Source organism: Bradyrhizobium jicamae (assembly GCF_018130215.1).
GTDB lineage: Bacteria > Pseudomonadota > Alphaproteobacteria > Rhizobiales > Xanthobacteraceae > Bradyrhizobium > Bradyrhizobium jicamae_A.
On sequence record NZ_JAFCKQ010000003.1, the window covers coordinates 213,092 to 236,077 of the forward strand.

A 22,986-nucleotide genomic window follows, 5' to 3' on the forward strand; every position below is an offset into this window, starting at 1 on the left:
GGGCCGGCGCATCCGTCCCCTGGCCGCAGTCGGTTGTCAGCCGGCAAAAATCCGCTAAAACCCCCGCGAAATTTCTGCAATCAAGGACCCTGCGATGAACATTCTTCCCGGCAATATGCGTTTTGGTGCGGGCCAGCCGGTCAAGCGTCTCGAAGATCAGCGGCTGCTCACCGGGAAGGGGCATTTCATCGACGACAAGCCGGAGGACGGCGCGCTCTGGCTGCATGTGCTGCGCTCGCCGCATGCCCACGCCAACATCAGGTCGATCGGCGCCAGGGCGGCGCTGGAGATGCCGGGCGTCGAGGCGGTTTATACCGGTGCCGATCTCGTCAGGGACGATATCGGCACGTTGCCGACGCTCGCGATCTTCAAGCGGCCGGACGGCAAGCCGATGACGGTGCCGCCGCGACGCCTGCTCGCGCATGAGGTGGTCCGTTACGCCGGTGAGGGTGTCGCGGCCGTCGTCGCCACCTCGCGCGTGCTGGCGCAGACCGCGGCCGAGGCGATCGAGATCGACTACGAGGTGCTGCCCTCGGTGGTCGATCCGGTCGAGGCGATCAAATCAGGCGCACCCGCGGTCTGGCCCGAGGCGCCCGACAACATCGTCGCCGCGATGAGCTATGGCGATGCCGCCAAGGTCGAGGAGGCCTTTGCCAGCGCCGCGCACCGGGTCTCGCTCGACCTGGTCAGCCAGCGCCTGGCGCCGTCGGCCATGGAGCCGCGCTCGACCATCGCCGAGATCGAGAAGAAGACCGGGCGGCTCTTGCTGCATGTGCAGTCGCAGACGCCGGGCTCGACCCGCGACCTGCTTGCGGAATCCATCCTGAAGCGGCCCAAGGACAGCGTGCGCGTGCTGGTCGGCGATATCGGCGGCGGCTTCGGTCAGAAGACGAGTCTATATCCCGAAGACGGCATCGTCGCCTATGCCGCGACCAAGCTGAACAAGAAGATTCGCTGGCGCGGCGATCGCACCGACGAGTTCGTCGGCGGCACCCATGGCCGCGATCTCACCTCGACCGGAGAGTTCGCGCTCGATGCCAGGGGGCGCGTGCTGGCCTATCGCGTGCGCTCGATCGGCGGCACCGGCGCCTATTCGTCGGGCACCGCCAACATCATCCCGCTGGTGCTCGGGCCGTTCGTGCAGACCGGCGTCTATGACCTGCCGCTGGTGCATTTCGAGGTCAAGTCGGTGATGACCCACACCGCGCCGGTCGGCGCCTATCGTGGCGCCGGCAGGCCCGAGGCCGTCTTCATCGTCGAACGGCTGTTCGATGCGGCGGCGCGCCAGATCGGCATGGATCCGCGGGCCATCCGCAAGGTCAACTACATCAAGCCGGCGCAGTTGCCTTACACCAACGCGGTCGGGCAGGTCTATGACAGCGGCGCCTTCGCGCACATGCTGGAGCGCGCGTCGGAGCTTGCCGACTGGAACGGCTTTGCCGCGCGAAAGAAGGCGGCGAAGAAGAGGGGCCTGCTCTACGGCCGCGGCCTGACCAGCTACATCGAATGGACCGGCGGCCGCGCGCACAACGAAAAGGTCTCGCTGCACGCCACCGCCGAAGGCCGCGTCATCCTGTGGTCCGGCACGATGGCGATGGGGCAGGGCCTGCAAACCACCTACACCCAGATGGTGTCGGATACGCTCGGCATTCCCATGGACAGGATCGACGTGGTCCAGGGCGACACCGATCTCGCCACCGGCTTCGGCAGCGTCGGCTCGCGCTCGCTGTTCGTCGGCGGCACGGCGGTCGCGGTGTCCTCCAACGACATGATCAACAAGGCGCGGGAGAAGGCCGCCAACATCCTGGAGGCGGGCGTCGAGGACATCGAGTATCGCGACGGCGTGCTCAGCGTTGTCGGCACCGACAGGCGCATCGGCCTGTTCGAGATCGCGAAGAAGGAAAAAGGTGCGCAGCTCTCGGTCGAGAGCGAAGGCGAGGTCGACGGGCCGAGCTGGCCGAACGGCACCCATATCTGCGAGGTCGAGATCGATCCCGAGACCGGCGTCAGCAAGGTGGTACGCTACACCACGGTCGATGACGTCGGCGTCGCCGTCAATCCGATGCTGGTGACCGGCCAGGTGCATGGCGGCGTTGCCCAGGGCATCGGCCAGGCCTTGTACGAAGGCGTGGCCTACAGCGAGGAAGGCCAGCTCCTGACCGCGAGCTATCAGGACTATTGCATCCCGCGCGCCGATGATATCCCGCCGATCTCGGTGACGCTGGACGACTCGGCGCCATGCAAGACCAATCCGCTCGGTGCCAAGGGCTGCGGCGAGTCGGGCGCGATCGGCGGCCCGCCCTGCATCACCAACGGCGTGATGGACGCGCTGAGCGAGCTCGGCATCACGCAGTTGAACACGCCGCTTACTCCGTCAAAGATCTGGCAGGCGATCCGCGACGCGAAGGCGCGGGCGGCTTGATTCCGTCGTTCCGGGGCGACGCGGAGCGTCGAACCCGGAACCTCGAGGTTGCTGGGCGAGATTCCGGGTCCATCGCCGCGCGATGCCCCGGAATGACGGCGTCTTACAACCCCAGCACCATCTTCGCGATGATGTCGCGCTGGATCTCCGACGAGCCGCCAAAGATCGTGTAGGCGCGCCCGTTGAGATATTCCGGCACCACGGGCAGCAGCTCCTCCGATACCGCCGGCTCGTGGTTGAGCCGGTAGAACGGCCGCGCCGGTTCGACCGCCAGTCCGTCATTGCCGATCACGTCGACGCCGAGCCGCGTCACCGCCTGGCGGATCTCGCTGACCCGCAGCTTGATCAGCGACGACACCGCGCCGGGGTTCTGCCCGGTCTGCAGCGCCGACAGCACCCGCAGCTCGGTCATCTCGAGCGCATCGATGTCGACCTCGACCTCCGACATCCGCAGCGCGATATCAGGATCGTCGATGGCGCGGCCGGTGACGTCGGACCCCGCGAGATCGGCGATCGTCTTCAGCGCATCGCGCAGCTTGGCCGAGGCGATGCCGGAGCCGCGCTCGAATTCGAGCAGATACTTGCCATAGGTCCAGCCCTTGCCCTCCTCGCCGACGCGGTTTGCGACGGGCACGCGAACGTCGTCGAAGAACACCTGGTTGACCTCGTGGTCGCCACCGATGGTCAGGATCGGGCGCGTGGTGATGCCCGGCGTCTTCATGTCGATCAGGATGAAGCTGATGCCGTCCTGCTGCCGTTCGCTCTCGTTGGTACGCACCAGCGCGAACATGCGGTTGGCGTGATGCGCATGCGTGGTCCAGATCTTGGTGCCGTTGATGATGTAGTCGTCACCGTCGCGCACCGCGCGCGTCTTCAGCGAGGAGAGGTCGGAGCCAGAGCCCGGCTCGGAATAGCCCTGGCACCAATAGTCCTCACCGGAAAGGATGCGCGGCAGGTAGAAATTCTTCTGCTCCGGCGATCCGAAGCCGATGATGACGGGCCCGACCATCTTCACGCCCATCACGTTGACATTGGGCACGCCGGCGCGGGCGCATTCGGCCTCGAAGATCCAGCGCTGCGCCGGCGTCCAGTCCGGCCCGCCATGGTCCACCGGCCAGCCCGGCGCGCCCCAGCCCTTCCGATGCAGCGCGCGCTGCCAGGCCATGCCGATGTCGGGATCGGAGAATACCGATGGCGTCAGCGCGGTGGCGCGCTTCAATTCCGGTGTCAGATTGGCGGCGAGGAAGTCGCGAACCTCCTGCTCGAAGGCGCGTTCCTGTGCGTTGAAGGTGAGATCCATCTTGCGCTCCGTCAGGCTTGCAGGCGACCGCTCAGGGCAGCATGGCGGCGATAGTGATGGGCGCTGCCGCCGAACAGCGTCTCGAAGGCGAGCAGGCGCTTGAAGTAGGAGCCGATGTCGAGCTCCTCGGTGACGCCCATTGCGCCGTGCAGCTGCACCGATTGCTCGGCGACGAAGCGGGCGCATTTGCCGATCTTTGCTTTCGCGCCGGACGCGGCGCGGCTGCGCGCTACCGGCTCGGCATCGGCCATCAGCGCCGCGCGCAGCGCCATCGAGCGGCCCTCGTCGACCTGCATCGCCATGTCGGCAAGCCGATGGCGGATCACCTGGTTGGCCGACAGCGGGCGGCCGAATTGCTTGCGGATCCTGGTGTATTCCAGCGTGGTGTCGAGCAGCGTCTGCATGATGCCGACCGCTTCGGCGCCGAGCGCGGCCATCGCGCGGTCGACCACGGCCTCGATTGCGGGCAGGGCGTCGCTGCCGTCACCGAGCAGCGCATCGGCCGGGAGCGCGACGTCATTGAGGTCGAGATTGCAGCCGCGTCCGCCGCCGAGCCGCGCATAGTCGCGCACCCGCAGGCCGGGCGCATCAGCCGGCACCAGGAACAGACAGAGCTTGCCGGAGGCGCCGTTCGCATTGACGATGCGGGCAGAGACGATGATCTGCTTTGCGGCGGCGCCGTCGAGCACCGCGGTCTTGTTGCCGTTCAGCCGCCATCCGTCGGCGCTCCTGGTCGCCGTCGTCTCGACATGGCCGAGATCGAACCGCGCGGCGCGCTCCGAATGCGCGAAAGCGAGCGTGAGCGCGCCTTCCGCGACGTCAGGCAGGATCGCCTGCTTCTGCGCCCCGGTGCCGCATGCGCCGACCAGCGCCGCGCCGATCACGACCGTGGAAAGGTAGGGTTCGGTCACCAGTCCGCGTCCGAACGCCTCCATCAATATCCCGATCTCGATCGCGCCGCCCCCGAGCCCTCCATGGGCCTCGCCGATCGGCAGCGCCAGCCAGCCGAGCCCGGCGAACTGCTTCCAGATCGCGGGCGAAAATCCGAGCGGCTCGTTGGCTGATCTCTTGCGGTGTTCGGCCGTGAACGTCTCGGTCACGAAGCGGTCGACACTTTCGCGCAGCAGGCGCTGCTCGTCGCTGAGGGTCAAGTCCATCTGATCTACTTCACGTTTGCGGATTGTCTGACGGAGGGATGAAGGCCCGCGGGGTCTACCACCATTCCAAATTCCTGAAGGTTGTGCGCGTGGCAGAGCTGATGCAGCGCGAACGCCTGATCGATCGCGGCCGGCTGTCCCATGATGTCGACCGAGCGGTTGACCGCTTCCTTGGAGAGTTTCAGCGCGAAGGCGGGTTTAGCCGCGATCCTCTTCGCCAGCGCCAGCGTGAAGGAGGAGAGATCACCGCGCGGCACCACGTGATTGACCATGCCGAGCCGATGCGCCTCGTCGGCGCTCCAGACATCCGCGGTGAACAGCATCTCCTTGGCCTTGCGCGCACCCAGTTCCCAGGGATGCACGAACCACTCGACGCCGCAGACGCCCATGGTCACCACGGGATCGCAGAACTCGGCATCTTGGCTTGCGACGATAAGATCGCAGGCCCAGGCCAGCATCAGCCCGCCGGCGATGCATTTGCCATGCACCTCCGCAATGGTCGGCTTGGCGAGATTGCGCCAGCGCCGCGTGATCTGCAGGTAGATCTCCTGCTCGCGCGCGAAGCGGCCGTGGGCATTCGGCTCGGCGAAGCCGCCCCAATTTCCGACCGGTGGAAAATCGGTGCCCGCCTGGTTCTTGCCGCTCGGCCGCAGGTCGTGACCTGCGGAGAAGTGCGGGCCGTTGCCGGCGAGGATGATGACCTTGACTGCGTCGTCCTGCACCGCCCGGTCGAAGGCCGTGTTGAGATCGTAGGTCATCTGCAGGTTCTGGGCGTTGCGAGCCTCGGGGCGGTTCATCACGATCCTGATGATCGCGGGCTCCGGCCGCTCGACGACAATCGTCTCGAAAGTGTCTGATGTCATGGATCCTCCCCGGATCGATTTTCCTTCATGATGAACGGCGCGGGGAGGGATAGGCAAGGGCCATCAGTGGCAAAAATGCAGCCGCATGCCGCCGCGTGGGATTACCCGGCGAAAACGATCTGATACGGTGACGGCGAAATTCCACCGGGAGAACTTTCATGCGCAAGCTTTGGACCGTGCTGGCAGCGCTGGCGACCTTGAGCCTGACCAATTGCGGCTACAACGCGATCCAGAACAACGACGAGCAGGTCAAGTCGAGCTGGTCGGAGGTGGTGAACCAGTACCAGCGGCGCGCCGATCTGGTGCCGAACCTCGTCAACTCGGTGAAGGGCTTTGCGCAGCAGGAGAAGGATGTCCTGCTCGGCGTCACCAACGCGCGCGCCAAGGTCGGCAGCATCCAGGCGACGCCAGAGGTGCTGAACGACCCGGCCGCTTTCCAGAAATTCACGCAGGCGCAGGGGGAACTCACAGGCGCGCTGTCTAAACTGCTCGTCGTCACCGAGAACTATCCGCAGCTGAAATCGGACGCGCTGTTCCGCGACCTGATGGCGCAGCTCGAAGGCACCGAGAATCGCATCACGGTGGCGCGCAACCGCTACATCAAGGCGGTGCAGGAATATAACATCGGCATCCGCACCTTCCCGAACAACCTCACCGCGATGGCGTTCGGCTACAAGGAGAAGCCCAACTTCACGGTCGACAACGAGAAGGAGATCTCGACCGCGCCGAAGGTCGATTTCAACCCGACGCCAGCGCCGTCGAAGTAGCGGTGGCGCGGCCGATCGCGATGAGCGCTGCTCGCGTCTTTCTGCTTGCCTTGCTGCTGGGCTTTATGTGTCCGGCGCTGGCCGAGGTCGCGGTGCCGCAGCTCACCGGCCGCGTGGTCGACCAGACCGGGACACTGTCGGCGAGCGACATCGCCTCGCTCAACGACAGGCTCAAGGACCTGGAGACGCGCAAGGGCGCGCAGATCGCGATCCTGATCGTGCCGACCACCGATGGGGAGCCGATCGAGCAGTTCTCGATCCGCGTTGCGGAAGCCTGGAAGATCGGGCGCAAGAAGATCGACGACGGCGCGCTGCTCGTCATCGCCAGGAACGACCGGCATCTGCGCATAGAGGTCGGCTACGGCCTCGAAGGCGTGCTGAGCGACGTCATCACCCATCGCATCATCGACGAGGAGATTACGCCGAAATTCAAGGCCGGCGATTTCGCCGGCGGCATCTCGGCCGGCGTTGACAGGATGATCCGACTGGTCGATGGCGAGCAATTGCCAGCGCCGGAGCCCGCGCATTGGCAGGCCCCCGATCTGATCGATTTCGCCAATCCGGTGCTGATCTTCGCCGTCATCATCGGCGCGGGCATCTTGCGCGCTGCGCTGGGACGGCTGCTCGGCTCGGTCGCGACGGGCGGCATCGTCGGCGTCTTCGCCTGGATGGTGGCCGGCTCGCTTGCCGCCGCCATCCTGGTCGGCCTGTTCGGCTTCGCCGCGGCGCTGATCTTCGGCGGGTTGAATTTCGGCGGTCCGGTGGTCGGCTCGGGGCCGTATCGACGCGGCGGCGGCTATCCCGGCGGATGGTCCGGCGGCGGGGGCTGGAGCAGCGGCTCGAGCTCGAGCGACAGTGGCGGCTTCAGCGGCGGGGGCGGCAGCTTCGGCGGCGGCGGCGCGTCAGGGAGCTGGTAGCGATGGGCATCAAACGCATCGGCAAGCATCTGCTCGAGCACCGTTGGCGGGTACGGCGCGATTTTCCGCCGCGCGTGCTCGACGCCATCGAGCGGGCGATCAAGGCCGGCGAGGCCACGCATTCCGGCCAGATCCGCTTCGTCGTCGAGGGCGCGCTGGACGGCGCACCGCTGTTCCACGACCAGCCGGCGCGGGAGCGGGCGCTCGACGTGTTCTCGCATCTGCGGATCTGGGACACCCATCACAACAACGGCGTGCTGATCTACCTCCTGCTGGCCGACCGTGACGTCGAGATCGTCGCCGACCGCGGCATCGACCTCAAGGTCGGCCGCGCGGGATGGGAAGCGATCTGCCGCGCGATGGAGGTCGATTTCAGGAGCGGCCGGTTCGAGCAGGGCGTGATCAGGGGAATCGAGGCGGTGTCGCGGGAGCTTGCGACGTACTTTCCGCCTGTGCCCGGTGGCCCGAACGAGTTGCCGGACAAGCCGGTGGTGATTTGAATGAGTTCTTTGCGTCATTGCGAGCAACGGGTCGCGCGAATGCGCGCCCGATGGCTCGCAATGACGGGTAGAAAGATTACGCCTTCGCCGATGGCCGCGCGCCGACGCGGTTGAACCAGGCCACGATGTTGGTGTTCGACTGGTCGAGCGGCTGGCCCACCTGGTTGCCGAACTCGAGCCAGCAAAACAGCAGGATGTCGGCGAGCGTGAAGCGCCTGCCGCAGATATATTCGCGGCCGTCGGACATCTGGCTGTCGAGCCATTTGATGCGATTGGCGGCGATCATCTTCAGGCCGGGCGAGGCGTCGGGCGCGACCGGGATGCGCTTCTCGAAGAACTTCAGCGCCTCGCCGAAGCGATAGCCATTGGCAAGCGGCTCGGCAATGTTGAGGTCGAGGCGGCGGGTCCACATCCGGCTCTCGGCGCGTTCCTCGGCCGTCGTACCGATCATCGCGGGCGAAGGATGCTTTTCCTCGAGATATTCGCAGATCGGGACGACCTCGGAGAGGTAGCTGCCGTTGTCGAGCTCGAGCGTCGGCATCTGGCCGTGCGGATTGCGCTTCAGATGCGCCTCCTGCCGGTTCTCGCCGCCGCGCAGGTCGACGGTCTGCTTGGGGATCTCGATGCCCTTCTCCGCCATGAACATGCGCACGATGCGCGGATTCGGTCCGATCGAGTCGTAAAGCTTCATGTCTCGCTCCCTGTTATCAGGCATTGTTGTTGGCGCTGTTGAACAGGCCGCGGAAGGTTTTGTCAAATGACTTGCGCCCGCGCGTGCTCACACGGAATTGAGCGGCGCGGGAAAGACGCGCGAGGTGCACGCGTTCGCTTGTGCGTCACTGCGCCGGTTGAGGTGCGATCTCGGGTACGGCAGGCCGCCCGCGATACATCGACAGGCCGACCAGGCCGACGGCCGCGGCGAACAGGATGTAATAGACGGGCGCTGTCTTGTCGCCCGTCGCCGCAACCAGCCAGGTGTTGATGAACGGCGCTAGTCCGCCGAACAGCATCACCGCCAGATTGTACATCAGTGAGGCTCCGGTCGAGCGAACGCCGACCGGGAAGATTTCGGTCATGAACGCCGGCATCGGCCCGGCCAACACGCCCAGGAAAACCGCGACGATCTGCAGCTGCCAGAGATTCGTGGTCGTGGGAGCGGCGACCAGCCGCTGCAGCATCAGGTAGAACAGCGCGGCATAGATGACCAGCGACGGAATGAGCACGGCACGGCGGCCGATCCGGTCCGACAGCGCCCCGGTGGCCACGGCAATCCCTGCATTGGCAAGGCTGATGAAGAGCAGGCCCATCTGCGCATTCAGCAGCGGCAGTTTCAGCTCGGCCACCGCATAGGTCGGAAGGAAGATCGCATTGACGTAATTGATCGCGGTGCCGGCAGCGATCAGGCAGAACGAGGCTATCAGTTCGACCGGATGATCGGAAAACAGCTGGCCGAGCGTGGTCCTCTTCGCCGGTTGCGCCGCCGCGGCTTTCTCGGCGAGATAGGCTTGGAAGTCGGGAGATTCGTCACACCGCTGGCGGAGGTACCACCCGGTCGGCCCGATCAGGATGCCGAGGATGAACGGCACGCGCCAACCCCAGCTCGCGAAGGCATCTGCCGACAGGCCGAGATTGAGGCCGATCGCCATGGTTGCACCGATGGCGAATGCCAGGTTTTGCGAAACCATCTGGAACGAGCCGAAAAGGCCGCGCCGGCCGGGCGGTGCGAATTCGATCAGCATCGCACTGGCGCTGCCGAATTCGCCGCCGGCGGAAAAGCCCTGGATCAGGCGCGCCAGCAGCAACAGCAGCGGCGCCGCGATCCCGATCGCGCCAAAGGTCGGCAGCAGGCCGAGCAGACCGGTGCCGACAGCCATCAGCGTGATCATGACGACCAGCGCCTTCTTGCGGCCGTGCTTGTCCGCGTAGAGGCCGAACACCAGGCCGCCCAATGGCCTCGCCGCAAACGCGATGCCGAACGTGGCGAAGGTGAGCAGCAGCGACGAGCTTGGATTGTCTGCGGGAAAGAACAGCTTGCTGATGATGCCTGCGAACAGGCCAAACACGGTGAAGTCGAACCATTCCAGCGCATTGCCGATGGTCGACGAAATCACCACCCGGCGGCGCATCTGCGCCATCGCGTCCTTGTCCATCCGTCCGTCTCCCCGTTGTCGGCGACGGCTTGTCCTGCCGCGCTCGTTGCGTTGTTCGGTCGATCCTAGTGCAAAGTGATGTCGGACCACAACGGGTGGCGCGGGCAGCGTCAGTCGTCGAGCTTGTTGAGGTCGCGCACCGACTGCATGATCGGCTCGAAATTGGAGCGCGCGTCGAGCGCGTCGAACAGTTGCGCAGTGTCGTCGAGCAGCGCATGCGAGCGCTGCAGCGCGATCCGCACGTCGTCGTGTGGCGTATCGGACAGCCGGCCGTGGCCTGACAGCAGGATTTTCGAACTCAGCCCTTTCAGCCGCTCCAGCGACTGGATGTAGTCGGCGATCGAGCCGGAGCCGAACACGCCCCCCATCACGCCACCCGGCATCAAGGTGTCGGCGGCGAACAACAGGCCCTTGTCCTGGTCGAACAGCGTGATGCAGGCCGAGGTATGGCCCGGCGTGTACATCACGTTGAGGCGGAAATTGCCGAGGTCGATCAGGTTGCCTTCCTCGAGCCAGAGGTCGATCTCGATCGGCACGTTCGGCTCGTTGAACATCTTGCGCAGCATCGAGAAGTCGTCGCGCAGCATGATCTTGTTGGCGGCGAGCCGGTGCGCGGCGATATAGGCGCGGCCGTGGAAATGATAGGCCGCGCCGATGTGATCGAGATGCTCGTGGCTCAGCACCACCATGTCGATCATGTCCGGCGTCACGCCGACATGCGCGAGGCAGGCGAGCAGATGCGGGAAATTGCTCGACAGCCCGACGTCGATCAGGATCGTCCGCCTGCTGCCGCGCACCAGATAGGCGTTGGCGGCGCGGTTCTTGAACCGGATCTGGTAGACGTCGTCGGCGGCCTGGATCAGCGTCGCGACGTCGCTGTCGAACAGGGTCTTGAACGGGCTCGGCCGGCGATCGCTCATGGGGCGGCCGCCGTCCGGTAGGTGACGTTGTTGGAGGCGCGCAGGCGCTTCGACAGCGCGTCCATCACCATCAGCGCGAAAGCCGGCTGCTGGCTGACGAGATAGACGAAGCGGGCGTGGTTGATGCGCATCACGCGTGTAGAGGGTGCGGCGGCGATGGCGGTCGCGGAGCGCGACGAGCCGTCGATGACAGCCATCTCGCCGAAGAACTCGCCCTTGCCGAGGGTCACGATGACGGTCTTGTGATCGCCGTTGATCTTTGCGATCTCGACCTGGCCGTCGAGCACGACGAAAAGTTCGCGCCCGCTCGAGCCCTCCTCGAAAATGACGTCACCGACATCAAATTCCTTGACGCATTTCTCGATCGTCATGACCGTCCCCGCCTTCTGGCTGGATTGACGCGCCATGTTAGTCGGGAAAGCAGCGGGCGCAAACGGAGCACGCACGGATTGCCGCAGGGCAGCATCGGCCCAAATCCGACCCGAAAATTCCCTAAAATTTCCGTAAGCCGGCGTTCAATCGTGGTTCCGGTAAGGATTTCGCAAGCAATAAAAGTTACCAAATTCTCAACCCAGTCTGGAGACTTTGAAGTGAGTGAGCAGCAGAGCGAGCCGGTCAGCGCTGAAACCGGTGCCGAAACGGCGGCGAAGCCCGAGCAGGTCGCGGCCGTGGCCCAGATCGAGGCTCCCAGACTGTCGCCCGATCAGGAAGCGACGTCGCCCGAGGCGGATGTGAAGCCAGATGCGCCCCGGATGGAGACGTCGAAGATCGAGCCGGTCAAGGTCGACCAGCCTGACATGGGCGTTCCCGAGCTCGGAACCGGCAAGCGCGACGAGCCGCGTTTCCCGGGTAAGCTCATGATCATGGCGCCCGCTGAGCGCGCCTGGGACCATGAGGAGACCGCCGCCAAGCCGACGGCCGAGCAACCCGCCAAATCGTCCGGCGGTCCCCGGTTCGCTGCGATGGCGGCCATCGTGGCGCTGGCCACGGTCGCAGGCGCCGTCGGCGGCGCGCTGGCGACCGCGGGTCTTGGCCATTTCACCACGTCAGCCGTCGCGTCCGCCAAGGATACGAAGGACACGACCAGGGACGCGGTCCAAACATCGATTGCCCGGATCGACGGCGAAATCCAGGCCCTGAAGTCCAGCATCGACCAGACCGCGAGGACTGGTGCAACCCAGCTCAACAAGACCAATGACCGTCTCGACAAGTTCGAGAAGGCGCAGGCCGAGCCGATGGCGAAGCTCACCAAGCTCAGCGAAGCCGTCGACAAGCTGCGCGCCGCACCGCCGGTGACTGCCGCTGCGGCTCCGACGCAAGTCGCTGCGCGGGAGACCACGGGCACCGTCACGTCGCCGGCGACGGCGGCCGCCGCACCCAAGGTCGAAGTCGGCCGCCTGCCGGTGGTCGAAGGCTGGGCCCTCCGGGACGTCGGCCATGGTGCCGCGCTGATCGAGGGCCGCCAGGGCATGTATGAGGTCTATGCCGGCGATCCCGTCCCCGGTCTCGGCCGCATCGACGCCATCCGCAAGCAGGATGGCCGCTGGGTCGTGGTCACCAGCAAGGGCCTGATCGTCGCGCGCTGATTGCCGAAAGGCGACGAAAGCGAGGCGCTTCACTGCGATGTGAAGCGCCTTTTTTCTTGAATAGGTTTCGCCGCGCGGTGTTACTGACGGCATGAACCGCGCGCTGAGATGTCTCCTGACCATGTCCGTCCTGCTCTGCGGCGCTTCGGTCGCGCATGCGGGCGACGAGCGCCCGCTCGAACGCGGAGTTGCGATCATCGACCCCGCCATCCTGCGCACGCTCGATCAGGGACGGTTCGGCCTCGGCCGCATGCTGTTGCCGGAGCGTTCCGCAGCTGCGCCGCTCGCCAACAGCGCGCTGTTCGGATTGCCGTCGATGCTTGGGGTGCGCGAGTCGCTCGAGCGCGAATTCGACCGCTATGTCGAGAACCACAAGGCCAGTTTGCCGAACGAGAGTATCGGCGTCGGCGACGGCTTTGCGTTCCAGCTGTTCGACCGCAGCCTGTTCGCATCGCCCGACGTCCGCTTCGTGCTGTCAGGCATCGTCAACCGCATGGACCGCGCCTATGTGGCGCCGGCGAGCTGCGGCGAGATCAGGCTGATCTACCGCCTGACCCGCACCGATGCGCCGCTGATCGGCGAAAACGCAGTATCGCAGCGGCTGCCGATGACGCTGAACCTGGTGCTGAAGGCGAAGGGCGACGCCAACGACGCGTCGATCAGCTGTCGCGAGATCGCGCGGCGCTGGCTCGCCACGGCTGCGACTTCGCCGACGATGGACAGGCTGTTCGGCAAGGACGGACCGCTCGACCTGGTCGATGCCGGGAATATCGAACGGATCGAGACCAATCTGCAGATCGCCCACGCGCCGAAATCGACGGTGCGCGACTTCCGCACCGACTATCTCCTGAAGGTGTTCGACTATGACCGCCAGACCAGGCGCTTCGTCGAATCGCCGTTGGAAAACCAGATCGATCGCGATCGCATCCTGGCCGATGAAGGCTTGCGGCGCGAGTTCAAGGCGTGGCTGCTCGACCCCAGGCATTTCGCCGAGTTCGATCGCGGCACGCTCGTGATCCCCGACAAGTTCCTCGCGACCGGTGCCGTCGCGCCGACCCCGGTCGGGTTCGACGCCAGTGATCTCGAGCCCGAATTCGGGCTGGTGCAGGGCGAGGGCGTCAATGGCAAGGCGGTGTTCTCGGAGGACGACGTGGTCGGCGCGTTGCAGAAGGCCGCGACCGATGGCACGCACTTGCAGAACATCCGCTCGGTCGCGGGCTTCGAGCGGCGTCTCAACGACGTCACCTGCGCCGGTTGCCACCAGACCCGCGGCATCGGCGGCTTTCACTTTCCGGGCGTCGACTGGATGGCCGCGAAACCGTCGAATTCGACCGTGGTGCCGGCGTCGCCGCATTTCTTCGGTGACCAGGTTCGCCGCCGCGATATCCTCGCGAGCATGAGCGACGGCAAGGCGCCGGACTATTCGCGCGGCTTCTCCAGCCGACCGCAGATGCGCGGCAGCACCGAGCTCGCCGGGACCGAATACAGCGACGGCTGGGGTGCGCATTGTTATCTTCCCGGCGCGAAACCAGCCGAGGCCGATCGCAGTTTCCGCGGCTGGACCTGCGCCGAAGGGCTCGCGTGCCAGGTCGCCGGCCAGACCACGCGCATGGGCATGTGCTTCGTGAAGGGACGGTAGCGGATTGCATGCCGCCTCGTCCGTCCCGGCGGAACGGATCCGACCCGCCAGGCGTCATTATCTGATGCTACACTGAACGCAGCGACCAGGACCTGAACAGCCCTCGAGCGGAGACCGGCCGATGAGTGCGCCCGACCAGGACAAGCAGCGCGACCGCGAGATCGCGGCGAACGAGGCGGAGCGTCAGGCGGCCAGCGCCGTCCGTGTCAGCAGCTGGGCGATCGGGCTCGCGGTCGTTATCGGCGTCGTCGTGGTCGCGATCGTCTGGGCCTGGCTGAAGCGCTGAACCATTTCCTCTCCCCGCGAGAGCGGCGCGAGGGCGAACCAGCAGCCGGCCCTCAAGCCACTGCGCCGGAGGCACGCAGCTTCCGGATCGCGGCTTCGTCATAGCCGGCCTGCCGCAGGATCTCGTCGGAGTGCTCGCCGACCCCGGGCGGCTTGCGCGGCTGCACCTTCTTGGCGCCGTCGATGAAGATCGGGCTGTTGACGGTGAGCATGGTGTCGTTCTCGAACCGCACCAGGACCTCGTTCTCGATCATCTGCCTGTCGTTCGGAATGTCGTCGAGGATGCCGACGACTCCGAACACGAGGCCATTGCCGTCGAGCACCTTGCGCCATTCGGCGAGGTCGCGTGTCGCAAACGTCTCGTCGAAGATCCTGATCAGCTCCACCGAACGCGAATGGCGGTCCGCCTTGGTGGCAAAGCGCGGATCGTCGACGAGATCCTCGCGGCCGAGGCAGCGCGCCAGCGTCGGCCATTGCCGCTCCTCGTTGAGCAGCGACAGGATGATCCAGCGGCCGTCCCTGCACTTGTAGTGGTTGGTGACGGCGTTCAGCGCCTCCTCGCGCGGCTTGCGCTTCTTGAACTTGGCGCCGACGAGCTTGGCCTGCGCCAGTACGCCATTGGCCCAGATGCCGTTGGCCATCAGATTGGTCGAGACATGCGAGCCCTTGCCGGTCTTCTCGCGCTGGAACAGCGCGGTGACGATCGCGCCGTAGAACGCCATCGCGCAAGGGTGATCGCCCATGCCGGCGACCGAGCGGGCCGGCGTGGTGTCCTCGTCGGCACGCACCAGATCCATCAGGCCGGATCGCGCCCAATAGGCGTTGGAGTCGAAGCCCGGCTTGTTGGCTTCGTCGCCCTTCTCGCCATAGCCGGTGAAGGAGGCGTAGATCAGCCGGTCGTTGAGATGGGCGAGGTGGTCATGGGTGATGCCGAGCTTCTGGCGCACCTGCGGCGGCATGTTGGTGATGAAGACGTCGGCCTCGGTGACGAGCTTGTAGAGCACCTCGCGCGCCTCGGGCTTGGTGAGGTCGAGCGCCAGGCTCTTCTTGTTGCGGGCTTCCAGCATCCACGCGAAATTGTGCTCGCTATGGGGATAGCCGGGCAGGTTCGGCAGGTTCCGGTAGGGATCGCCGGCGCCCGGCGGCTCGATCTTGATGACGTCGGCGCCGAAGTCGGCCAGCACGGTGGCGGCTGCAGGCGCCGCGATGAAGCTTGCGCAATCCAGGACCTTGAGCCCGTCAAAAATGCCTTTTTCCATCGTGCCGTCGCTCCCGTGGCGCTTGTTGGTCTTTTTCCGGTGGCTGGAATATCGCGTGCGATGATCCCGAATGAGGGCGCCATTTGACCCATGTCGGGGGCGTGTTGCAACGGCGCTTTTTGCGGACGTCATTGCGCGTAGCGAAGCGACGAAGCAATCCATCCAACCCGGGGCCGAGGTATGGATCGCTTCGCTCATCGCAATGACGGCGGCGCTACTCCACGCCTGCCATCAGGGCCGCATTGCCGCCCGCGGCGGCGGTGTTGATCGTCACCGTCTGCTCGGTGGCGAAGCGTGCGAGGTAGTGCGGGCCGCCGGCCTTGGGGCCGGTGCCGGAAAGGCCGCTGCCGCCGAATGGCTGCACGCCGACCACGGCACCGATCATGTTGCGGTTGACATAGATGTTGCCGACCGCGAGGCGATCGATCACGTCATCGACGGTGTCTTCGATGCGCGAATGGATGCCGAGCGTCAACCCGAAGCCGGTTGCCTCGATCGCCGCCAGCACGTCGGCGAGCCGTTCGGCGCGGTAGCGCACCACATGCAGGATCGGACCGAACACCTCCTCGGTGAGCTGGCCGGCATGCGACAGTTCGAAAATATGCGGCGCGACGAAATTGCCGGCGGGCGCTCGACCTTCGAAATGAACCCGCGCATTCCGTTTCATCAGCGCGATATGTGCGTCGAGGCGTTGTTTCGCCTCCGCATCGATCACCGGCCCGACATGCGTGGACAAATCGGACGGATCGCCGATCTTCAATTCGCGCGCCGCACCCGCGATCATTTCGATCATGCGGTCGGCGACGTCATCCTGCACGAACAGGAGCCGCAATGCGGAGCAGCGCTGGCCCGCGGAGCGGAACGCCGAGGTCACGACGTCGTCGGCGACCTGCTCGGGCAGTGCGGTGGCGTCGACGATCATGGCGTTGATGCCGCCGGTCTCCGCGATCAGCGGCACGATCGGGCCGTCCTTGGCGGCGAGCGTCCGGTTGATCGACCGCGCGACATCGGTCGAGCCGGTGAAGACGACGCCGGCGATGTCAGGATGCGCGACCAGCGCGGCACCGACCGCGCCGTCACCCGGGACGAGATGCAGCGCGGATGCCGGCACGCCGGCCTCATGCAGCAGCCGGATCGCTTCGGTTGCGATGCGCGGCGTCTGCTCGGCAGGCTTCGCCACCACCGCATTGCCCGCCATCAGCGCCGCCGTCACCTGGCCGAGGAAGATCGCCAGCGGAAAATTCCACGGCGAGATCGCGACGAAGGTGCCGCGGCCGCGCAATGCGAGCACGTTGCTTTCGCCGGTCGGCCCCGGCATCGTCTCGCTGCCGCCGAACAGCTTGCGCCCGAGCGCTGCGTAGTAGCGGCAGAAGTCGGTCGCCTCGCGCACCTCGGAAAGCGCGTCGTCGAGGGTCTTGCCTCCCTCGCCCTGCAACAGCGCGATCAAGTGCGCGCGGCGCTGCTCCAGCATATCGGCGGCCTTGTCCAGGATCTCGGCGCGCCGCCCCGCCGGCGTCGCGTTCCAGGCCTTGAAGCCGCGCCGCGCGGCAGCGACGGCTGCGTTGGCCTCGTCTGTCGTGGACGAGGCGACCGCGTCCGGCTCCGCCTGGCGCTGGGCTGTGATCGCGGCGGTGAGCCTGTCGAGCGCTGCGCGTTCGCCGAATTCGATGCCATGCGAATTCTCGCGCTGTGGCCGATAGAGATCGGCCGGCAGCGGAATGTCGGGATGGCCGGCACTGTTGGCCGACCCGATGATCCCGGCCGGGCGGCGCAACAGGTCTGCAATAGGCACGCGATTGTCCGCCGCCAGCGCGACAAAGGAGGAGTTGGCGCCGTTCTCGAGCAGGCGCCGCACCAGATAGGCGAGCAGGTCGCGATGGCTGCCGACCGGCGCGTAGGTGCGATGCGCGATTTCCGGCCTGTCATCGCCGAGCTGCGCATAGAGCGCCTCGCCCATGCCGTGGAGGCGCTGGAATTCGAAGCTGGTCGGATCATCTGATAATTCGAGGATGGTCGCGACCGTCAGCGCGTTGTGGGTCGCGAATTGCGGGAACAGCCGCGGCCGCAACGCGAGCAGCTTGCGCGCGCAGGCCACATAGTTGAGGTCGGTCATCGCCTTGCGGGTGAACACGGGATAGCCGTCGAGCCCGCGCTCCTGCGCGCGCTTGATCTCGGTGTCCCAATAGGCGCCCTTGACGAGGCGCACCATCATCTTGCGCTCCAGCCGGCGCGCCAGCGCATCGACATAGTCGATCACGTCGCCGGCCCGCTTCTGATAGGCCTGGATCGCAAGCCCGAAGCCGTTCCAGCCTGCCAGCGTCGGTTCGGCAAAGGCGGCGGCGATCACGTCGAGCGACAGCTCCAGCCGGTCGGCCTCCTCGGCGTCGACGGTGAAGTTGAGATCGAACGCCTTGGCGCGGCGCGCGAGATCGATCAGAGGCGGCACCAGTTCGGTCATCACGCGCGCGTGGCTCACCGCCTCGAAGCGCGGATGCAGCGCGGACAGTTTCACGGAGATGCCGGGCCGGTCGGGCAGGGGACGGCTGCCGGCGGCCTTGCCGATCGCGTCGATCGCGCGGGCGTAGGATTCGAAATAACGATGCGCATCGTCGGCGGTGCGCGCGCCCTCGCCGAGCATGTCGAAGGAATAGCGCGGGGCACGGTCGGAACGCGATTGCGCGCGTGCCAGCGCCGCTTCGATGGTCTCGCCGAGCACGAAATGGCTGCCCATCAGCCGCATCGCCTGCCGCGTCGCTGCGCGCACGGCAGGCGCGCCGAGTCGCTTCGTCAACCGCCCGATCGTGCCCTGCGGCGTCTCGCCGGGCTGGATCACCCGCGCCGACATTCCGAGCGCCCAGGCCGAGGCGTTGACCAGGAACGCGCTCGACTTGGTCTCGTGATGGACGAAGTCGCCCTGGCCGAGCTTGTCCTCGATGAACTGGTCGGCGGTGCGCGCATCCGGCACCCGCAGCAGCGCTTCCGCCAGCACCATCAGCGCCAGCCCTTCCTTGGTCGAGAGCGCGAACTCCCGCAGCATGTCCTCGACCCCGCCGAGCGGATCGTCATTGGCCCTGACCGCCTCGATCAAACGTGTCGCGGTGCGATCGATTCGTCCCTCCCGATCGGCGCCGAATCTCGCGTCCTGCAACAGGCGGGCGGCGATGATTGCGTCATCGGGTGCATAGGGTGCGCTGAACGGGGCAGGGGCGACTTCTGGCATCGGCGGTTCCTTCCGGGGATCACGGGAACACCTACGCGCTCACGAACCGTAGTTCGATAGACAAATTAGCAGATTTGCCGTAGAAACTAAGGAGAATCTTTCAATTGACCGGATATATGGCAGATATCGACAAAATTGACCGCAAAATCCTCTCGATTTTGCAGGGGGACGGCCGAATCGCCAATGTCGAGCTGGCCGAGCGGATCGGGCTGTCTCCCACCTCGGTCGGCGAACGGCTGAAACGGTTGCAACGCGACGGCTTTGTCGAAGGCTATGGCGCAAGGCTCAATCCGCACCGGCTCGGGCTGGGTTTGCTGGTGTTCGTCGAGGTGCTTCTCGACAAGACCACGCCCGACGTTTTCGAGCGGTTTGCCAAGGCGGTCCAGACCGCGCCCGAGGTGCTGGAGTGTCACATGGTGGCCGGAGGCTTCGATTATCTGGTCAAGGCACGCGTTGCCAACATGACTGCCTATCGCCGGTTCCTCGGCGAAACCCTGCTGGCGTTGCCTGGCGTGCGCGAGACGAGAACCTACGCCGTGATGGAAGAGGTCAAGCGCGATGCGCCGCTGCCGGTCGGCTGAGATCGGCTTGATGTGATCCACAGCCATGCGCCCGGCGTCTTGGCTTCGTCTCCAGGTCGCGATAATCCTGCCTCCAGTGGGGGGCAGGAATATGAGAGACGCCGATCAGCCGGCAGCAGCGAGGCGGTCCGGATTAGCCGGCGCATTGGCCGCCATTGTCCTGGCGTTGCCATCGGCCGCTCCGGCCGCCGAGCTCAGCTCGGGTCAGTCGCAGCTCTATACCTCAGTGTCGATCTATCCGCCGACGGCGACGCAGATGACGGTGTGTTACGGCTTCGTCTGCCGGCGCCGTGAAATGCTCGATTTCACCGCGGCCGATCGGGCTGCGCTGACGAAGATCATGGCCGCGGGCCGCGCCAACGCCGCCGCAGAGCGTGCGGCCGTCCAGAAGGCGGTGATCTGGCTCGACCGCCATATGGGACCGATCCTTGGCACCAACAGGCGGGTGGCGAAAGCGGATTTCCGCGCCAACGACGACAGCCACAATTTCGATTGCTGGGACACAACCCGAAACACCACGAGCCTGATGCTGGTGATGCAGGACTGGAACCTGTTCAAATTTCACGACGTCGGCGATCCCCATTACCGCGGCTTCCAGTTTGCGCAGACGCCGCACAACACCGCCGTGCTGGTCGAACGCGCGACCAAGGTCGAATGGGCCGTCGACCTCTGGCCGCGCGGTTACCTTCAGCCGCCTGACGTCATGACCGTCGCCAAATGGGTGACGGAAGATTGACGGCCGAACGCGGCGGCCGTGCAGCCGCCGTCGTGGCGTTTCACCCGCATTGATTGTAGGGATACCGAAACGGAATCGCTCAATGCCGGGCCACGACATGCGTTTGCGCTCGACTGCAACTGCCGCTCCGCGCGGCATTCGTTTCCATCTTGGACTGGCTGCGGCGCTGCTGCTGCTGTCCATGGCCGCCGGTCCGGCATGGGCGGGCGATCTCGAGGATTGCAACGGACAGGCCCCGGACAAGACCGAGGCTGCCTGTGCGGCCGTCATCAACGATGCCGCGCGATCGGCCGACGATCGCGTCAAGGCCTATGCGGGCCGCGCGCGGTTCTACAACAATCACGGCAAGTTTGATCAGGCCGTGACTGACACCGAAGCGGCGCTGCAATTGAACCCGCAGTCGGTCGCTGCCCTGATCTCGCGCGGCTATGCGCGGCAGCGGCAGGGCAAGACCGATCAGGCGAAGGCCGATCTCGATCACGCGATCGAGCTCGAGCCGAAGAATGCATTTACCTACCTCGCGCGCGGCAATCTGCGCAACGATCTGCGCAACTGGACCGATGCGCTCGCCGACTACGACCAGGCGATCGCATTGCGCTCCGATCTGGTGGCGGCCTATGTCGGGCGGGCCCGCGCGCGGGTCGAAACCGCGCAGTTCGATGGTGCGCTGAGCGACCTCAACACCGCGCTCGCGATCAATCCGAATGCGCAGGGTGCGTTCTACTGGCGCGGCCAGGCCTATCGCCGCAAGGGCGACATGGATCATGCGATCGAGGATTTTTCGCGCGCGATCGCCCAGGCGCCGCAGACCGAGCGCGGCGCCTATTTCGCCCGCGGCCAGCTTTACAGCGCCAAGGGCGACTACACGCGAGCCGTTGCGGATTTCGACAAGCTGCTGTCGTTCATGCCCGACAACAAGGAGGTCCAGCAGCAGCGCCAGCAGGCGGTGGCCATGCAGGCCGAGCTGGCCAAGGCCGGGACAGGCGCGGTCACCATGCCGCCGCCTGCAGCGCGCGCCCCGGCGGCACCAGGCGCCCCGCCCGCGCCGGTCACCGCGTCGACCAACCAGCAGATCGACCAGGCAAGGCAGTTCGTTGCGCAGCGCAATTACGCCGCTGCCCTCCTTCCGCTTAACCAGGTGCTGGCCGGCGATCCCCGCAACGAGCCGGCGCTGAGACTGCGGATGATCGCCTTTTCGGGACTCGCGCGGTTTGCGGAATCGCGCAACGACGTCAACGACCTGCTCAAGCTGAAGCCGAACGATGCGCCGCTGATCGCGTTCCGTGCGATCAACTCGGCGGGACTTCGGCAGTTCAATGATGCAATGGCCGACGCGGAGCGCGCGATCGCGATCGATCCGAACAATGCGATGGCCTATCTCGGTCGAGGCATCGCCAAGGCCGGCACCGGCAAGGCGCAGGATGCGCTCGCCGATTATGATCGTTCGATCACGCTCAATGCCAGGGACACGCTCGCCTTTACCGAGCGTGGGCTCGCCCATGTCAGCCTCCACCAGATCGACAAGGCATTGCTGGATTTCGACCAGGCGCTGGCCCTATCGCCGACCAACCTGCTCGCGAAATCCTGGCGCGGGCTGGCGCTGATGCTGAAGGGCCGCACCGACGAGGGGCTGGTCGACATCAATGGAGTGCTGGAGCGCAATCCCGCCGATCCGACAGCGCAGCTCGGTCGCGGGCTCGCGATGCTGACCTCGGCGCAGTTCGATCGTGCCGTCGCAGCGTTCGGCCAGATCATCGACAAGGTGCCGAACGATCCCTTCCCGCACGTGCTGCGGGCGCGGGCCTATCTCGGCCTGAAGAAAACCGACGATGCGATGAAGGATCTCAATTTCGTGCTGGCGAGCCGGCCGGACTATCACGATGCCTTGACCTTGCGCGGCATCGCCTTCTCGGCGCAGCGCGACTACGCCAAGGCGGTCGAGGATCTCGATCGTGCCATCGCGCAGAAGGAGACGGTGGAGAGCCTGTTTGCCCGCGCCAAGGCGCACGAGGCACTCAACCATCCGGACAAGGCGACCGATGATTTCCGGAAAGCGACGCAACTCGCGCCATCGAGCGTATTCGATGTGCTGGCGCAGGCAGAGTCGAAGCGCAAGATCCAGGAATTGACGAAGAAGGTGCCGTGCGGCTCCGGCCAAGTTGGTACCTGCCTGTAGCGCAGCGAGCCGTGGCGTGCGGCAGCACGCAACAATCCAATATCGCCGCGCGCGGGCGTCGTGTCCGCCGTGCCGAGCGTTGCCTTGTCTGGCTGATGTGTCGGGCCCCACTCCCGGATGACGTCCGAGAGTGCGCCGTGTCGTCTGGCGCTGTTACGCTAGACCTTGAGGTTCTCGGCCGAAGTCTTGCCGCGATTTGCGATCTCTTCGTACTCGACCGACTGACCTTCATTGAGCGTCTGAAGACCAGCCTTCTGAACTGCTGAAATATGCACGAAAATGTCTTTTCCGCCCGTCGCGGGCTGGATGAATCCATAACCCTTGGTCGGGTTGAACCACTTCACTGTACCTTTGGGCATTCCAGTCGTCTCCGCGGAATCAATCAAAAACAGACCCTCCGGTCCCCGCACAAACCGGCTTGTCCGCGCTGCGCAGGATAGCAGTTTGCAAAAGGCTGGATAGATCAAAGGAGAGGGTGTTTTCGGCAGCAAACAACCGGTTTTGCGGC

Annotated in this window: 20 protein-coding genes; 10 read left to right on the plus strand and 10 right to left on the minus strand. The window is 65.6% G+C overall.

Annotated elements, in window-relative coordinates:
• Nucleotides 1–94 precede the first annotated feature (94 nt).
• A complete protein-coding gene (locus tag JQ586_RS07000) occupies nucleotides 95–2,422 on the plus strand; it encodes a xanthine dehydrogenase family protein molybdopterin-binding subunit (RefSeq protein WP_212393779.1) in 2,328 nt (775 codons plus the stop codon).
• Nucleotides 2,423–2,525: 103 nt separating this feature from the next.
• Here JQ586_RS07000 and JQ586_RS07005 read toward each other — a convergent pair whose 3' ends face one another.
• The 3 genes from JQ586_RS07005 to JQ586_RS07015 are packed head-to-tail and all read right to left on the minus strand — an operon-like array spanning nucleotide 2,526 to nucleotide 5,742.
• Nucleotides 2,526–3,722, minus strand: a complete 1,197-nt coding sequence (locus JQ586_RS07005) for an acyl-CoA dehydrogenase family protein (protein WP_212393780.1) — start codon at nucleotides 3,720–3,722, stop codon at nucleotides 2,526–2,528.
• An 11-nt stretch (nucleotides 3,723–3,733) separates the two neighbouring features.
• The gene (locus JQ586_RS07010; protein WP_212393781.1) at nucleotides 3,734–4,879 is read right to left on the minus strand and encodes an acyl-CoA dehydrogenase family protein; all 1,146 of its coding nucleotides are present in this window, start codon (nucleotides 4,877–4,879) and stop codon (nucleotides 3,734–3,736) included.
• 5 nt (nucleotides 4,880–4,884) lie between these two features.
• Nucleotides 4,885–5,742, minus strand: coding sequence for an enoyl-CoA hydratase (locus tag JQ586_RS07015; RefSeq protein WP_212393782.1), 858 nt, complete (start codon nucleotides 5,740–5,742; stop codon nucleotides 4,885–4,887).
• A 158-nt stretch (nucleotides 5,743–5,900) separates the two neighbouring features.
• On the opposite strand from JQ586_RS07015, the gene JQ586_RS07020 reads away from it, so the two are divergent.
• Genes JQ586_RS07020 through JQ586_RS07030 form a run of 3 tightly spaced genes read left to right on the plus strand, consistent with a single transcriptional unit; the run spans nucleotide 5,901 to nucleotide 7,926 of the window.
• Nucleotides 5,901–6,509, plus strand: a complete 609-nt coding sequence (locus JQ586_RS07020) for a LemA family protein (protein ID WP_212393783.1) — start codon at nucleotides 5,901–5,903, stop codon at nucleotides 6,507–6,509.
• Nucleotides 6,510–6,529: 20 nt separating this feature from the next.
• Nucleotides 6,530–7,426, plus strand: a complete 897-nt coding sequence (locus JQ586_RS07025; RefSeq protein WP_212393784.1) for a YgcG family protein — start codon at nucleotides 6,530–6,532, stop codon at nucleotides 7,424–7,426.
• A gap of 2 nt (nucleotides 7,427–7,428) precedes the next feature.
• Complete coding sequence (locus tag JQ586_RS07030) at nucleotides 7,429–7,926, plus strand: TPM domain-containing protein (RefSeq protein ID WP_212393785.1); 498 nt, start codon at nucleotides 7,429–7,431, stop codon at nucleotides 7,924–7,926.
• A gap of 76 nt (nucleotides 7,927–8,002) precedes the next feature.
• On the opposite strand, the gene JQ586_RS07035 is transcribed toward JQ586_RS07030, so the two are convergent.
• From JQ586_RS07035 to JQ586_RS07050, 4 genes are all read right to left on the minus strand, one after another.
• The gene (locus JQ586_RS07035; RefSeq protein ID WP_212393786.1) at nucleotides 8,003–8,617 is read right to left on the minus strand and encodes a glutathione S-transferase family protein; all 615 of its coding nucleotides are present in this window, start codon (nucleotides 8,615–8,617) and stop codon (nucleotides 8,003–8,005) included.
• Between the two features lie 145 nt (nucleotides 8,618–8,762).
• Nucleotides 8,763–10,076, minus strand: coding sequence for an MFS transporter (locus JQ586_RS07040; protein WP_249147369.1), 1,314 nt, complete (start codon nucleotides 10,074–10,076; stop codon nucleotides 8,763–8,765).
• A 110-nt stretch (nucleotides 10,077–10,186) separates the two neighbouring features.
• Nucleotides 10,187–10,996 (minus strand): MBL fold metallo-hydrolase, encoded by an 810-nt coding sequence (locus JQ586_RS07045; protein ID WP_212393787.1) that lies wholly within the window; start codon nucleotides 10,994–10,996, stop codon nucleotides 10,187–10,189.
• On the minus strand, nucleotides 10,993–11,367 hold the full coding sequence (locus tag JQ586_RS07050) for a Crp/Fnr family transcriptional regulator (RefSeq protein ID WP_212393788.1): 375 nt from the start codon (nucleotides 11,365–11,367) through the stop codon (nucleotides 10,993–10,995). The genes JQ586_RS07045 and JQ586_RS07050 overlap by 4 nt, the downstream gene beginning before the upstream one ends.
• 219 nt (nucleotides 11,368–11,586) lie before the next feature.
• On the opposite strand from JQ586_RS07050, the gene JQ586_RS07055 reads away from it, so the two are divergent.
• From JQ586_RS07055 to JQ586_RS07065, 3 genes are all read left to right on the plus strand, one after another.
• Nucleotides 11,587–12,582, plus strand: coding sequence for a hypothetical protein (locus JQ586_RS07055; protein ID WP_212393789.1), 996 nt, complete (start codon nucleotides 11,587–11,589; stop codon nucleotides 12,580–12,582).
• Nucleotides 12,583–12,673: 91 nt separating this feature from the next.
• Nucleotides 12,674–14,221, plus strand: a complete 1,548-nt coding sequence (locus JQ586_RS07060) for a hypothetical protein (RefSeq protein ID WP_212393790.1) — start codon at nucleotides 12,674–12,676, stop codon at nucleotides 14,219–14,221.
• 121 nt (nucleotides 14,222–14,342) lie between these two features.
• Nucleotides 14,343–14,507 (plus strand): hypothetical protein, encoded by a 165-nt coding sequence (locus JQ586_RS07065; RefSeq protein WP_212393791.1) that lies wholly within the window; start codon nucleotides 14,343–14,345, stop codon nucleotides 14,505–14,507.
• A 52-nt stretch (nucleotides 14,508–14,559) separates the two neighbouring features.
• On the opposite strand, the gene JQ586_RS07070 is transcribed toward JQ586_RS07065, so the two are convergent.
• A complete protein-coding gene (locus JQ586_RS07070; protein WP_212393792.1) occupies nucleotides 14,560–15,765 on the minus strand; it encodes a CaiB/BaiF CoA-transferase family protein in 1,206 nt (401 codons plus the stop codon).
• 214 nt (nucleotides 15,766–15,979) lie between these two features.
• Nucleotides 15,980–18,985: a bifunctional proline dehydrogenase/L-glutamate gamma-semialdehyde dehydrogenase PutA gene (putA, locus tag JQ586_RS07075; RefSeq protein WP_212393793.1), complete on the minus strand. Its 3,006-nt coding sequence runs from the start codon at nucleotides 18,983–18,985 to the stop codon at nucleotides 15,980–15,982.
• Nucleotides 18,986–19,101: 116 nt separating this feature from the next.
• On the opposite strand from putA, the gene JQ586_RS07080 reads away from it, so the two are divergent.
• From JQ586_RS07080 to JQ586_RS07090, 3 genes are all read left to right on the plus strand, one after another.
• Complete coding sequence (locus JQ586_RS07080; RefSeq protein WP_212393794.1) at nucleotides 19,102–19,566, plus strand: Lrp/AsnC ligand binding domain-containing protein; 465 nt, start codon at nucleotides 19,102–19,104, stop codon at nucleotides 19,564–19,566.
• Between the two features lie 91 nt (nucleotides 19,567–19,657).
• Nucleotides 19,658–20,302 carry a hypothetical protein gene (locus JQ586_RS07085; protein WP_212393795.1) on the plus strand — a complete coding sequence of 215 codons (645 nt, stop codon included), beginning with the start codon at nucleotides 19,658–19,660 and terminating at the stop codon, nucleotides 20,300–20,302.
• A gap of 82 nt (nucleotides 20,303–20,384) precedes the next feature.
• The gene (locus JQ586_RS07090; RefSeq protein ID WP_249147371.1) at nucleotides 20,385–22,478 is read left to right on the plus strand and encodes a tetratricopeptide repeat protein; all 2,094 of its coding nucleotides are present in this window, start codon (nucleotides 20,385–20,387) and stop codon (nucleotides 22,476–22,478) included.
• A gap of 158 nt (nucleotides 22,479–22,636) precedes the next feature.
• Here JQ586_RS07090 and JQ586_RS07095 read toward each other — a convergent pair whose 3' ends face one another.
• Complete coding sequence (locus JQ586_RS07095; protein WP_016842427.1) at nucleotides 22,637–22,837, minus strand: cold-shock protein; 201 nt, start codon at nucleotides 22,835–22,837, stop codon at nucleotides 22,637–22,639.
• Nucleotides 22,838–22,986: the final 149 nt, after the last annotated feature.

Coding starts and splice junctions, on each gene's coding strand:
- JQ586_RS07000 (WP_212393779.1), top strand. CDS start 95: ATGAACATTCTTCCCGGCAATATGCGTTTTGGTGCGGGCCAGCCGGTC.
- JQ586_RS07005 (WP_212393780.1), bottom strand. CDS start 3,722: ATGGATCTCACCTTCAACGCACAGGAACGCGCCTTCGAGCAGGAGGTT.
- JQ586_RS07010 (WP_212393781.1), bottom strand. CDS start 4,879: ATGGACTTGACCCTCAGCGACGAGCAGCGCCTGCTGCGCGAAAGTGTC.
- JQ586_RS07015 (WP_212393782.1), bottom strand. CDS start 5,742: ATGACATCAGACACTTTCGAGACGATTGTCGTCGAGCGGCCGGAGCCC.
- JQ586_RS07020 (WP_212393783.1), top strand. CDS start 5,901: ATGCGCAAGCTTTGGACCGTGCTGGCAGCGCTGGCGACCTTGAGCCTG.
- JQ586_RS07025 (WP_212393784.1), top strand. CDS start 6,530: ATGAGCGCTGCTCGCGTCTTTCTGCTTGCCTTGCTGCTGGGCTTTATG.
- JQ586_RS07030 (WP_212393785.1), top strand. CDS start 7,429: ATGGGCATCAAACGCATCGGCAAGCATCTGCTCGAGCACCGTTGGCGG.
- JQ586_RS07035 (WP_212393786.1), bottom strand. CDS start 8,617: ATGAAGCTTTACGACTCGATCGGACCGAATCCGCGCATCGTGCGCATG.
- JQ586_RS07040 (WP_249147369.1), bottom strand. CDS start 10,076: ATGGACAAGGACGCGATGGCGCAGATGCGCCGCCGGGTGGTGATTTCG.
- JQ586_RS07045 (WP_212393787.1), bottom strand. CDS start 10,996: ATGAGCGATCGCCGGCCGAGCCCGTTCAAGACCCTGTTCGACAGCGAC.
- JQ586_RS07050 (WP_212393788.1), bottom strand. CDS start 11,367: ATGACGATCGAGAAATGCGTCAAGGAATTTGATGTCGGTGACGTCATT.
- JQ586_RS07060 (WP_212393790.1), top strand. CDS start 12,674: ATGAACCGCGCGCTGAGATGTCTCCTGACCATGTCCGTCCTGCTCTGC.
- JQ586_RS07065 (WP_212393791.1), top strand. CDS start 14,343: ATGAGTGCGCCCGACCAGGACAAGCAGCGCGACCGCGAGATCGCGGCG.
- JQ586_RS07070 (WP_212393792.1), bottom strand. CDS start 15,765: ATGGAAAAAGGCATTTTTGACGGGCTCAAGGTCCTGGATTGCGCAAGC.
- putA (WP_212393793.1), bottom strand. CDS start 18,985: ATGCCAGAAGTCGCCCCTGCCCCGTTCAGCGCACCCTATGCACCCGAT.
- JQ586_RS07080 (WP_212393794.1), top strand. CDS start 19,102: ATGGCAGATATCGACAAAATTGACCGCAAAATCCTCTCGATTTTGCAG.
- JQ586_RS07085 (WP_212393795.1), top strand. CDS start 19,658: ATGAGAGACGCCGATCAGCCGGCAGCAGCGAGGCGGTCCGGATTAGCC.
- JQ586_RS07090 (WP_249147371.1), top strand. CDS start 20,385: ATGCCGGGCCACGACATGCGTTTGCGCTCGACTGCAACTGCCGCTCCG.
- JQ586_RS07095 (WP_016842427.1), bottom strand. CDS start 22,837: ATGCCCAAAGGTACAGTGAAGTGGTTCAACCCGACCAAGGGTTATGGA.